This is a genomic window from Streptomyces sp. NPDC057543 (assembly GCF_042801895.1).
Taxonomy (GTDB): Bacteria; Actinomycetota; Actinomycetes; order Streptomycetales; family Streptomycetaceae; genus Streptomyces.
Map to the genome: position 1 here is coordinate 17167 of NZ_JBHVFF010000078.1, position 11874 is coordinate 29040.

Consider the following 11874-nt stretch of genomic DNA (forward strand, 5'->3'; position numbering starts at 1 on the left):
TTCGGCGGGCGGACCCCCTCACGTGTGTACGTCCTCAGACGGTGCCGACGCTCACGTCGGGGTCGGCGGGATCCACCGGGCGGGTGTCCATGCCTGACCCGGCACTCGTGCCCGCACCCGCAGCCGTATCCGGGCCCGCACCCGCGTCCGTGTCTGCGACGAGGCCCAGCTTCAGGTCGCGCGCCGCTTCGGCCTCGCGGCGGACCAGCCGGAACCACATGAAGAGCACGAACCCGGCGAAGACGAACCACTCCCCGGTGTAGCCGAGATTCTGGAAGGCCTTCAGGTCGAGCCCGGTGCCCTGCGGCGCGGCGGCCGGTACGGGGCGCAGCGCGCCGGCGGCGCCGGTGTCCTGGAGCGTCACCCAGGCGTCGTAGACGTCGTACGGGACGAGGTTGACCAGGGACGCGGCGCTGATCATGCCGACCTGTCCGTGCGGGAGCCCGCCCGTCGCGTCGATGCCCGCCGTGCCGGCGTTCTCGGACGCCTGGAGGTCGCCGGTGACCGTGACCTTGCCGGTCGGTGCGGCGGGCACGGCGGTGCGGCCGGGCTCGCCGGGCAGCCAGCCGCGCACCACGGGCAGCGCCTTGCCACTGTCCGTACGGAGCAGGTTCAGGACGTAGAAGCCGCTCTTGTCGTCCAACTCCCGGCCGGGCACCAGGAACTGGTCGGCGTACCGGCCGGTCGCGGTCGCGGGACGGCCGGACGTCTCCGTGTCGACGGGCAAGAGGTCGTCGATCGGCTTGGCGGCCCTCGTGCCCGGGGCGGGCTGCTTCTCGGCGGCGGCGTGCGTCTGCACGCGGTCCTCGAAGCGGCCGAGCTGCCAGGTGCCCATGAAGACGCAGAATGGGATGGCCAGCACGACGAAGAGGTTGATCCCCCACCATCGCGGGGTCAGCAGGAACCGGTACACACCTCCACGGTACGGTCCCCGCGCCGGACGCCCGGCGCGGGGTACCGACCGATGCCCGGTGACGCGCGCCCGTACCGGACGGAACGGACGCCCAGGACGGGAACAGAAGCCGGATGGAACCAGGACGGGAACATAAGCCGGACGGAACAGAAGCCCCAGGACGGAGCGGACGCCCCTACTCGCCGGACGGGCCCGACTCTTGCGGGGCCAGGTGGCGTCGGGCGAAGTCGAGTTCCAGGCGGACCTGCTTGATCCGCTCCTCCACGACGAGCGAACCGTGCCCCGCGTCGTACCGGTAGACCTCGTGCACCGCGGCACGACCCTTCAGCCGGTCCACATAGTTCTCGACCTGGCGGATCGGGCATCGCGGGTCGTTGACGCCCGCCGAGATGTAGACCGGCGCCCGGACGGCGTCGACGTATGTCAGCGGGGACGAGGCCTCGAAGCGCTCGGGAACCTCCTCCGGCGTGCCGCCCAGCAGCGTGCGGTCCATCGCCTTCAGGTCCTCCATCTCGTCGTGATACGCCGTGACATAGTCGGCGACCGGGACCGCCGCCAGGCCCAGGGCCCAGTCGTCCGGCTGCGTACCGAGGCCGAGCAGGGTCAGATAGCCGCCCCAGGACCCACCGGCCAGGACCAGCTTCGCCGGGTCCGCGAGCCCGGACTTCACCGCCCACTCCCGTACTGCGGCGATGTCCTCAAGCTCGATCAGGCCGACCCGGTGCTTGAGCGCGTCCGTCCAGGCGCGGCCGTATCCGGTGGAGCCGCGGTAGTTGACCCGGACGACCGCGTAGCCGTGGTCCACCCAGGCGGCGGGACCGGAGGCGAAGGCGTCGCTGTCGTGCCAGGTCGGACCGCCGTGGATTTCGAAGACGGTGGGGAACGGCCCCTCGGCCGGGGCTGCGGGCCGCTGTACGAGCGCGTGGACGCGGCCACCGGGCCCGTCCACCCACACGTCCTCCACCGGCACGGACGCCGGGGCCTTCAAGCCGGGCGGATCGAGCACCACAGCGCCCGAGGTGGACCGGATGACGGGCGGCTGCGCGGCCGACGACCACAGGTACTCCACTGTGCCGTCCGGCCGGGCCGTGGCACCCGACACCGAACCGGCGGGAGTCTCCACCCGCACGGGAGCACCGCCGGACCCCGGCTCGTACCGCCACAGGTCACTGCGGGCCTCGAAGCCGTGCACGATGAGCAGCGCGGAGGCGTCCGGATACCACTCGGCGCTCACATCACCGGGCAGATCGATCGCGAGGTCCGTCTCCACGCCCGTCAGCGGATCCCAGATCATCGGCTCCCAGCGGCCCCGTCGCTGGTGGCCGACCAGCAGCCTCGTGTCCCCGGCGACGGGGGCGAAGCCCAGCACGGACAGGCCCAGCTCCCTCGTACCGCCCTCGGTGTCGTCCAGTTCGGCGACCGTCGACCCGTCCGGCCGCACCACCCGCAGCGCGGAGTGCATCGCATCGCCGTGCTCGGTGTGCTCCAGGGCGATCAGCGTCCCGTCGTACGAGAGGTCACCGACCCCCGCCGACTCCCGGTGCCGGTAGATCTCGACGGGTGCGGCCCCGGGCCGTACGACATGGATCGTCGTCCCGTCCTCGTCCGTCGAACGGCCGATCACCGCCGTACCGTCGCGCCCGATCGCGAGCCCGGCCGGGTACGAGGCACCGAGGCCGGGTGCCGCCGGCTCGTCCAGCGTCTCCTCGCCCCCGCAGCCGTGGAACGGCTGACGCATCCACACCCCGAACTCGTCCCCGTCGGTGTCGCTGAACCACCAGATCGACTCGCCGTCCGGCGTCAGCACACCGTCCGTCGTCCCGTTCGGCCGGTCGGTCACCTGGCGCTGCTCGCCGGTGGCGCGGTCCCATGCGTACAGCTCGTACGTGCCTGTGGCGTTGGAGACGAACAGGGCGCGGTGCGGCGCATCTTCCGCCCAGTCGGGCAGCGATACCCGCGGCGCCCGGAAACGCTGCTCCCACTCCGGCACGGAGGCGGTCGCGAGCAGGGAAACGGTCGCCTGTGCGGACGGCGCCGTCGAGCCAGTGATCTCAGTCATGTCCCCCATTCTGCGCCGGAACGCCGACAATCCGTTCGCGTCGCCCTCAGCCTGTGGATAACCTCCCGGACATGCATGCATCGACCCCCGACGACTGGCACCGGGCCAACCGTGCCCACTGGGACGAGCGGGTCCCCATCCACGCCGTGAGCGACTTCTACGACCTCGACGCCTTCCGCGCCGGCAAGGACGCGCTGCGCGATTTCGAACGCGCCGAGGTCGGGGACGTCACGGGCAAGTCTCTGCTGCATCTGCAGTGCCACATCGGGGTCGACACCCTCTCCTGGGCCCGGCACGGCGCCGCGCACGTCGTCGGCCTGGACTTCTCCGAACCGGCCGTCGAGACGGCGCGCGGTCTGGCCCGCGAGCTCGGGTTCACCCAGGACCGGGCGGCGTTCGTCGCGGCCGATGTCCACGATGCGGCGGAGGCCGTCCCGGACTCGTCGTACGACATCGTCTATACCGGCGTCGGAGCGCTGAACTGGCTGCCCGACACCCGGCGCTGGGCCGAGACGGCAGCTTCGCTCGTGGCGCCCGGGGGGTTCCTCTACCTGGCGGAGTTCCACCCGATCACGGACTGCCTCGACGACTCGACCGGTACGAAGGTCGTGCACGACTACTTCAGCCGCGACGCGTGGGTGGACGAGACGCCGGGCACGTACGCCGACTTCGACGCACCGACCGTCCACAACCGCAGCGTCGAATGGCAGCACCCGATCGGCGACGTGGTGTCGGCGCTGGCCGCCGCAGGGCTGCGCATCGAGTTCCTGCACGAGCACGACGTCTCGCTCTTCGCCCGCTTCGCTACGCTGGAGCGGCAGGGCGACGGCTCCTACCGTTTCCCCACCGACCGTCCGCGCATTCCGCTGATGTACTCGATCAAGGCGTCGAGGCCGGCCGAGACCGCGTAACCGGGCCTTGGCGACCGCCACCCGCGCCTACCCGCGCGGCCCTGCTCCGCACCGCTCGAACGCCATCGCCCGTACCCGAAGCGACTTGCCTGCACCCGCATCTGCACCTGAACCGCAACAGATCTGCGGCGGGCTGCCGGAAGCGCCCGCTCCCGGCAGCCCGCCGCATCTCTGTATCGCCGGCTGTACCTCTGTACCTCTGTATGTCAGTACCGCCGGTCGTACCTCCCTCGTCCGCGTCCTACGCGGCCGAGCGGAAGGCCGGAAGGTAGCCGCCCGTCTGTCCGGCGGCCTTCGGGTGATACGAGTTGTAGACCGGTATCGACACACTGTGGAGCCATGCGTCACCGGAGCACAGTTCGTGCCCGGTGAATTCGTCCACCACGCTGGAGAACGTAAATCCGGCGTTGGCCGCCTGCTTGGCGATGACACCGTTCAGGACATCGGACGCATCGTTTATGGCCGCCCGCTCGTTCTCCGAGAGCCCGGCGATGCAGGTCCCGCTCAACTGGTAGAAGCGCGGGTAGCCCAGCACCACGACATGCGCCTGCGGAGCCCGTGAACGGATGGCGCCGTAGAGCGAACCGAGGCCGGACGGCAGTGAGTTCTGCATCTGCGAGACGGCCGAGCGGACACTGCTCAGGCAGGTGGCCTCGCTGGACAGCACACAGTCCTGCATGACACTGGCGAAACCGACGTCGTTGCCGCCGGCGGTGACGCTGACCAGGCCGGTGGACGAGTTCAGCGCGCCCAGCTGGCTGCCGGCCACCGAACTCGTCGTGGCGCCCGAACAGGCGACGAAGGCGAAGGACGAAGGTGAGTTCGCAGCTGCCCAGAGGTAGGGGTAGGCGTTGGTGCTGCGGCGGCAGTCGCCGCTGTCGGACAGGTAGCTCCCCGCGCCGACGCCGGACGAGTACGAGTCGCCGAGAGCGACGTACCCGCCGGCGGCGGCCGAGGAGGTTGCCGAGGCCGGCTGGGCGACGCCCAGAGCGGCCACGGCGGCGAGGACCAGAGTGGATGCGGACGCCCAGAATCTCCGTACTGACATGGCTGTCAGCCCTCCGAAGTGTGGGGGGTGGGTGGGGGGTTGATGGAGCGCCACGTTTCTAGCAGCTCTTGGTACCCGCCGGTAATAGCTGGGGAAGAACTGGTCTGATATGCCCGAATGATCGTTCGGTCATCGAAGCTCCGCGCGTAGATAAACCTCCGGACGTACCTCGATTGGTGCGAGCGGAGGCTCGTGCGGCCTTGCTGGAGGGTCGTGCCCTCGTGGCCATCGCGCCATCCGGGAGGGGCCGGCCGGTGTGTTCCGGATGGCGTGGTGTGTCCGGGGGGTGCGGTGCGCCCGGAGGGACCGGCATGCCCGCCTGCGCCGCTTCCTGCGTACGTGCCCGGTGGGTGGTGTTCACGCGGCCTTGCCGCCAGGCCGAATTCCGTTTCTGGGCACGGGAGATCTAGTGCCGGGGGTGTCACGCATCCGATGTCCGGCGATGACGTCTCCTTGGTCGCCGGTGGGGTCGGGACCCAACGTCTCCGTCGTGCGTATGGACGCGCGGATCACCGGTCGACGTATGCGACCTCGTGCCCGCTCCGGTTACGCATCGGCGGCTCGTACGGGAACTGGTACACCAGTTACGGCGGAGCCCGGCCGAGGAGTCTCGTTGAGCGCACGCATAGTGGTCGCCGAGGACGACGTGAAGCATGAGTGACTGATACGTATCTATCTGGACCACGAGGGGCCGGGGCGAGGTTCAGGCGGCCGTCGACGGCCACCAGGCCATCGACCGGGCCAGGCCCTCCCGGCCGCCGCCGCCCGCCGCCGTGCCCACTCCTGCCACTGGTTGTTCACCCGCGCCCTCCACGACGTCCATGGCTCCCGCAACCTCAGCCCCTGGGTCTGGGCACTTCGTCCGGGACGCCGATGGCCGGGCGCACGCGCGCGGTCCGCGCGTACCAGCCGGTGTCGCGTCCCGGGCGAATTCCTGGAAGTGGCCGTCGGTGCCGGTGTCGGAGGATTCGGGTGCCCCATGCTCCCGCGTGCACTGTGCGTAGGGCCGGATCCGCAAAAACGCCCTCTGTGGTGGCACCCGGCATGGGTGCCACCACAGAGGGCGGTTGTCGTGTAGATCTCCGAGGATCAGTTGTGGCCGAACCTCCGCTGCTTCCGGTGGGAGACCTGTTCTGAGATCGCGTGCACCGTGTCCTGGCCAGCCGTTCGCGGCGTCTGTTCCTTCGTCTCCGGAGCTGCGCTGCGTTCGTGGCCGCCGGTGCGGGCACCGCGGTTCTGTCGGCTCTGCTTCTTGCCCACGATCGTGCCTCCTGTAGCGGTTCTCGGACGACGGGCAGTTCCAGATTCGCATGTGAGTATGAAAGGTGCATGTCGGGCAGGTGCTCCGTGCCGGTGTTGAAGAAGCCATGACCCGCTTCCGTGTGCTCGCGCGAGGTGGCCGTGGTTGCTCTCGGGCTGTCATGAGATTCGTACCGAGCGTGGTGGCGCTTCGGGCGGGGGTCGGCACTGCCCGGCGGATCAAGCGGACATCAAAGATGCGTGCAGGCCGGGTCGGATATTGAGATGCGTGCAGGCCGGGTCGGACGTAGGGTCGACGCCCGTGGAACCGCTCAGTGAGAAACAGATCCGCTCATCCTTCGTGAACTGCACCAAGGGCGACGCGGCGCGGCTTCGGTTGCCGCTCGACTTCGCAGAACTGCCTTGGGAGGAACTGGACTTCCTGGGGTGGGTGGATCCGGGAGCGCCACTGAGGGCACATCTCGTGTTGCCCCGGCCGCAGGGCGTGCTGGGGATCTCCCTGCGGATACCTTCCGTGAGGCGCACCAGCGCCGTGAAGTCCAGCATGTGCCAGATCTGCCTGACGGGCCACGCCTCCTCCGGGGTCTCCTTGCTCGCCGCCCCTTTGGCGGGCGCCCGGGGCCGCGAGGGCAACACGGTCGGTATCTACATCTGCGGGGACCTCGCCTGCCCCCTGTATCTGCGCGGCAAGCGGCAGCCGAAGCTGCGTTACGGGCGGTACGAGGAGTCCCTGACCCTCGGCGAACGCCTCGCGCGTATGTCGGACAACCTGGATGCCTTCGTGGCCAAGGTCACCGTGGGGTGAGTCCCGACGGGCACACCCCGTATTTGCGTGGAGAAACCGACCGGCGCATCGACACACCGGTTTCTTTGTGAGCGCGAGGGGCGGGGTGTGCGGCTGAGGGCGCAGTCGCACACCCCGCCCGTAGGACACGCGTCACTGAGGGCGCGCGTCCTGCTCCGGGCTCCGCGGAGGGATCGTCTCGCCGGAAATGACACGGGGCGCCGGGGCCGTGGTGTTGTCCGCGTCCTTGTTCTTCATGGCCCGCGCTTCGGCTTTGAGGATGCGGGCCGACTTGCCTGCGCTACGGGCGAGTTCGGGCAGCTTCTTCGCACCGACGACGAGTATGACGACGATGAGGATGATCGCGATCTCGCTGATGCCGAACATGGTCAGTCCTCGCCGCCCTCGTCCTCGTCGTCCCCTTCGAAGAAGTCCCCCACCTCGTCCACGACTTCAGCGGCGACCATGCCGCCGACGACGCCGACGGCGAGTCCGGCCGCGCCCACCGCGACCGCGGTTCCCAGGCCCGGGCCGGACCGGCGGCCGTCGTCGTGGTGTTCCTCGTGCCGGCCGTGGTCGCCGTGGTGGCTGTAACCAACATGTCCGTACGACGAGTTGGAGCCGTACGACGAGCGGTGCTCGATCAGTTCGCGGACCCAGCCGTCGACCAGGCCGTTCCAGTTGTGGTGAGGGACGTCGTCGTGGGAGACGGTGAAGCGGGTGAGTGCGTCGTGACCGGAGGAGAGGAGACCGCCGCGCTTGTCGGCTTCCAGGATCACCTCCATGCCGCCGGGCGTGGCGAGGAAGGTCACCTCGATCTCGTTGACCGCGTGGGCATACTGGGGCGCCGGAGTCAGCTCGATCTCCTGGTAGAAGGGGAGCCGCTGGCCAGTGCCGCCGATGCGGCCGTATTCGAGGTCGGCGGACTTGAAGCCGAAGCCGAGCTGTCCGAACGCTTCGAGGATCGCTTCCTGCGCGGGCAGCGGGCCGACGGTGAGCGTGTCCAGGTCGCCCTTGTCCTTCGCGCCGGCCACCGACAGCTCGGTGTGCACGCCCAGGACGATGCCCAGCTGCTGTCCGTACAGTTCGGTGATCGGCGTCTCCCACGGCAGGTTCACCGTGAAGGGGACGCTGCGGTGTTCACCCTGGGCGAGGCGGAAGCCGCCGCCGACGACGTACTGGTCGAAGGCGACGGTGCCGTGGCTCTCGCCGTCCTCGTGCTCGGCCTCCACCCGGGCGACCAGCTCCAGGGTGATGTGTTCAATGTCGAAGTCCGCGCCGCCGCCCTCCAGTCGGACCTCGCCCGAGAGGCCGCCGCCGGGCAGCACCGCGCCCGGCACGAGGACCGTGTCCACCATGGGGCCGCCCACGCCGAGCGAGCCGAGCAGCCGTTTGAACACCATCGTGGCGTCCACTCCCTTACTTACGTACGTGCGTTGAGGCAGGGGAAGGCCGCGGGTACGGGCCGGGAACATCGGCCGCGAGCACTCCGCGTTCTACAGGTCTGTAGAAGCATAGGGGGCGTTGTTGCACAGTCCAGTGCATCTGGGGCCCGGCTGCTGGAACGTCCGAAATACGTCGCTCAACCGGCCGCGATACGCGCTTGACGAGCGCGTTTTGCCGTGCCTTTACGATGGCGGTAGGGGGCTGCCGCCCTCTCCACTGATCAGGATCAACCGATCCTCCCGACCGGAACGAGCCACAGCGTGGTGGGGGAGAGCCGTAGCCGGCGCAGCGCCGTCCACCGGTGGCGTTGGGGTCGGTGCCCTTGCACGGAACGGCGCTTTGCCCGCCAGGCCTGCGGAGTCCCTACGCCGTGGACGCCCGGGCTGCTGGTGGAGGAGCGGCGTCCGCGACGGTACCTCTTCTGTGTCACTCGTCTGCACTGCCGGGGGCGACGGCGGGCAGCCGCCCGCTGAGGCTGGGATCTGACACAAGTGCGACGCGCTGCCTGTTCAGGAGTCAACCGGGCGGATGGGATCGCGGCGTGGCAGGCACGCGCTGAAGGAAAGAGAAGGTACCTCCGCATGTCACACCACACCGCGAGGGCGCCGGAGGCTACCCGGGTGGCCAGGTGGGCGGGAGCCCTGCTGTGCCTCGCGGTGGCCGCCATCCATGTCGTGGACCAAGGCGGCATCAGTGCAACGAGGGACCCCTACTACATCGGCGTCGCCTACCACGTCCTGGAGATCGCGGCCGTCGTCGCCGCCGTGCTGTTCCTCATCGGCCTCGTCCGACTGGGATGGCTGCTGGCAGCCATGGTCGCCCTCGGTCCTCTGCTGGGCTACATCCTCTCCAGGGGTCCGGGACTGCCCGACAACAGCGACGACATCGGCAACTGGACGGAGCCACTCGGGCTGGTCAGCCTGGCTGTCGAAGGAGCCCTGCTCCTGTTGTCGGTGCCGCTCTTCGTGCGGAGCCTGCGCCGCAGAACATACTGAGGCTGCGCCGAGTAGCTCGTACACGCTCGTGCACCGGACTGCGGACGTGACCCACGACAAGGTCCGCGCGACTGCTCGCCCAATCGAGGAGCCGCGCCCCACGTCGCGGTATGGCAATCCGTTCGACGCCACGGGGAGACCAGGACCCGGAAGAGCCGGCGGACGATTGCGCTGCCGAAGCAGGCGGTGGAAATCCGCGAAGAGGTGGAAGTCCTCGAAAAGAGCACATGTGCTGGCAGAAGCAGGAGAGGGCATCCCACGGGATCGAGTGGGGTCCCGCGGGTCGTGTCTTCACCGCCAGGAGCGGAGAGCCTCTCGATGCCGCCAACGTGCGCCGCGACTTCCGGACCATCGTGAGGAAGGCGGGCCTGGAGCCGGAGTGGACGCCTCGGGAGCTTCGGCACAGCTTCGTGTCGCTGCTCTCGGACCACGGCATCCCGCTGAAGCGGATCTCGATGTTGGTGGGGCACAGTAGCCAGGCGACTGCAGAGGCCGTCTGTCGCAAGCAGCTCTGCACTGTGATCACTCAGGAAGCAGAGGCGATGGACCAGATCTTCGCGTTCAAGGCCGAGTGCAGTGACGGCGAGTCTTGATCAGGAGCCTTTGGCCCCCTGTTTGGCCCCCGGGTACGACAGAGGCCAGGTCCTAAATCTAGGACCTGGCCTCTGACCTGGTGTTTCAGCTGTCGGGGTGGCGGGATTTGAACCCACGACCTCTTCGTCCCGAACGAAGCGCGCTGCCAAGCTGCGCTACACCCCGATCGTCACCGGTGTCCCGGCGACATCGATTACTTTAGCCCACCCGCGCCCGCAGACGAAATCCGGTTTATGTGCAGCTGAGGGCGAGGGGGTCGTGGGCGCTCAGTCCCGGGGTGTCAGGGTCAGCAGGGTCGCCTCGGGCGGGCAGGCGAAGCGGACCGGAGTGTAGCGGTTGGTGCCGCAGCCTGCGGAGACGTGGAGGTAGGCGCGGTGATCGTCGACCGAGTGGGTGGAGAGGCCCTTGACCCGGTCCGTGTCCAGGTCGCAGTTGGTGACCAGGGCTCCGTAGAAGGGGATGCAGAGCTGGCCGCCGTGGGTGTGACCGGCCAGGATCAGGGGGTAGCCGTCCATCGTGAAGGCATCGAGGGAGCGCAGGTAGGGGGCGTGGACCACGCCGATGGAGAGGTCGGCGCCAGTTTCGGGGCCGCCTGACACCTCCGCGTAGCGGTCGCGCTTGATGTGCGGGTCGTCCAGGCCGGTGAAGGCGATCTCCAGGCCGTCGATCTTGAGGCTGCCGCGGGTGTTGGACAGGCCCAGCCAGCCCGCCTCGTCGAAGGCGTCACGCATCGGTTCCCACGGGTTGTGGACGACGCCGACCGCGGGGGCGTTCCCGTTGAGGCCATGCTTGCCCTGGACCTTCTCGAAGAGGTAGCGGGCGGGGTTGCGGAGCTTGGGGCCGTAGTAGTCGTTCGAGCCGAAGACATACACGCCCGGGAACTCCATCAGCGGACCGAGTGCGTCGAGCAGCTCGGGCACGGCCTCGGGGTCGGAGAGGTTGTCGCCGGTGTTCACGACGAAGTCCGGACGCAGGCCGGCCAGTGACTGCAGCCAGGCGCGCTTCTTGCGCTGGCCGCTCACCATATGGATGTCGGAGACCTGGAGCACACGCAACGGGCGTGCCCCGTGCGGGAGTACGGGGATGGCCACCCGCCGCAGGCGGAACGAGCGGGCCTCGAATCCGGCGGCGTAGGCGAGGCCGGCTGCGCCGACCGCTGCGCCGACTGCCGTGACTTTCAGGGGTACTCCGTAGCGTGCGCGCATGTGCCCATCGTCGCAGACACCGTGCGGCGAGAAGAAAACCGGAGCGCGGCCGGCGCCCCGTACCTGCCACAATCAGCACATGACCACGCTCAAGTCCAAGCTCAAGGAAGACCTCACCACGGCCATGAAGGCGCGTGACGAGCTGACCTCGTCCACGCTCCGACTGACCCTCACCGCCATCACGAAGGAGGAGGTCAGCGGCAAGACGGCGCGCGAGCTCTCCGATGACGAGGTGCAGAAGGTGATTGCCAAGGAGGCGAAGAAGCGCCGCGAGGCGGCCGAGGCCTTCGCCCAGGGCGGCCGGACCGAGCAGGCCGAGCGTGAGAAGGCGGAGGGCGAAATCCTCGATGCGTACCTGCCGAAGCAGCTGAGCGATGACGAGCTGGGCGCGATCGTGACGTCCGCCGTCGAGGAGGCCAAGGCCGCAGGGGCCGAGGGGCCGCGAGCGATGGGCGCCGTCATGAAGATCGTGAACCCGAAGGTCGCGGGGCGCGCGGACGGCGGCCGGGTGGCCGCCGCGGTGAAGAAGCTCCTGGCGGGCTGAGGCAGGGCTACGTACAAAGCCGGGCTGCGTACAAGGAGGACGTACGGAAAGCGGCATACGGAAGAGGACGTACGAAGGTGGGGCGCCCGGACCGGGAAGCATCTCGGCCCGGGCG

At 69.1% G+C, this 11874-nt stretch carries 11 protein-coding genes and 1 tRNA gene; 5 read left to right on the top strand and 7 right to left on the bottom strand.

The genetic code is table 11. From position 1 onward, the window contains the following. Positions 1–34: 34 nt before the first annotated feature. Both ACFU8Q_RS15915 and ACFU8Q_RS15920 read right to left on the bottom strand, forming a co-directional pair. Positions 35–913 carry an SURF1 family protein gene (locus tag ACFU8Q_RS15915; RefSeq protein WP_384453420.1) on the bottom strand — a complete coding sequence of 293 codons (879 nt, stop codon included), beginning with the start codon at positions 911–913 and terminating at the stop codon, positions 35–37. A gap of 175 nt (positions 914–1088) precedes the next feature. Further along, on the bottom strand, positions 1089–2972 hold the full coding sequence (locus ACFU8Q_RS15920) for a S9 family peptidase (RefSeq protein WP_384453423.1): 1884 nt from the start codon (positions 2970–2972) through the stop codon (positions 1089–1091). A gap of 71 nt (positions 2973–3043) precedes the next feature. Between ACFU8Q_RS15920 and ACFU8Q_RS15925 the strand changes: the two genes are divergently transcribed. After that, positions 3044–3883: a class I SAM-dependent methyltransferase gene (locus ACFU8Q_RS15925; RefSeq protein WP_384453426.1), complete on the top strand. Its 840-nt coding sequence runs from the start codon at positions 3044–3046 to the stop codon at positions 3881–3883. 241 nt (positions 3884–4124) lie between these two features. On the opposite strand, the gene ACFU8Q_RS15930 is transcribed toward ACFU8Q_RS15925, so the two are convergent. Further along, positions 4125–4931: an SGNH/GDSL hydrolase family protein gene (locus ACFU8Q_RS15930; RefSeq protein WP_384453428.1), complete on the bottom strand. Its 807-nt coding sequence runs from the start codon at positions 4929–4931 to the stop codon at positions 4125–4127. A gap of 1561 nt (positions 4932–6492) precedes the next feature. On the opposite strand from ACFU8Q_RS15930, the gene ACFU8Q_RS15935 reads away from it, so the two are divergent. Continuing rightward, positions 6493–6996 (top strand): FBP domain-containing protein, encoded by a 504-nt coding sequence (locus ACFU8Q_RS15935; RefSeq protein ID WP_384453431.1) that lies wholly within the window; start codon positions 6493–6495, stop codon positions 6994–6996. A 132-nt stretch (positions 6997–7128) separates the two neighbouring features. Here the strand turns inward: ACFU8Q_RS15935 and ACFU8Q_RS15940 are convergent, their stop codons facing one another. Together ACFU8Q_RS15940 and ACFU8Q_RS15945 are read right to left on the bottom strand one after the other, a co-directional pair. Beyond that, positions 7129–7362, bottom strand: a complete 234-nt coding sequence (locus tag ACFU8Q_RS15940; RefSeq protein WP_384453434.1) for a twin-arginine translocase TatA/TatE family subunit — start codon at positions 7360–7362, stop codon at positions 7129–7131. Between the two features lie 2 nt (positions 7363–7364). Beyond that, entirely contained in the window at positions 7365–8378 is a 1014-nt protein-coding gene (locus ACFU8Q_RS15945) for a sporulation protein (protein ID WP_384453436.1), read from the bottom strand. 624 nt (positions 8379–9002) lie between these two features. Between ACFU8Q_RS15945 and ACFU8Q_RS15950 the strand changes: the two genes are divergently transcribed. Continuing rightward, positions 9003–9416: a hypothetical protein gene (locus tag ACFU8Q_RS15950; protein ID WP_384453439.1), complete on the top strand. Its 414-nt coding sequence runs from the start codon at positions 9003–9005 to the stop codon at positions 9414–9416. A 329-nt stretch (positions 9417–9745) separates the two neighbouring features. Further along, a complete protein-coding gene (locus ACFU8Q_RS15955) occupies positions 9746–10009 on the top strand; it encodes a tyrosine-type recombinase/integrase (protein WP_384453441.1) in 264 nt (87 codons plus the stop codon). Between the two features lie 92 nt (positions 10010–10101). Here the strand turns inward: ACFU8Q_RS15955 and ACFU8Q_RS15960 are convergent. Beyond that, positions 10102–10175 (bottom strand) — tRNA-Pro (locus ACFU8Q_RS15960). Between the two features lie 101 nt (positions 10176–10276). Next, positions 10277–11215 carry a metallophosphoesterase gene (locus ACFU8Q_RS15965; protein WP_384453444.1) on the bottom strand — a complete coding sequence of 313 codons (939 nt, stop codon included), beginning with the start codon at positions 11213–11215 and terminating at the stop codon, positions 10277–10279. A 79-nt stretch (positions 11216–11294) separates the two neighbouring features. Between ACFU8Q_RS15965 and ACFU8Q_RS15970 the strand changes: the two genes are divergently transcribed. Then, a complete protein-coding gene (locus ACFU8Q_RS15970) occupies positions 11295–11759 on the top strand; it encodes a GatB/YqeY domain-containing protein (protein ID WP_266747048.1) in 465 nt (154 codons plus the stop codon). Positions 11760–11874 lie beyond the last annotated feature (115 nt).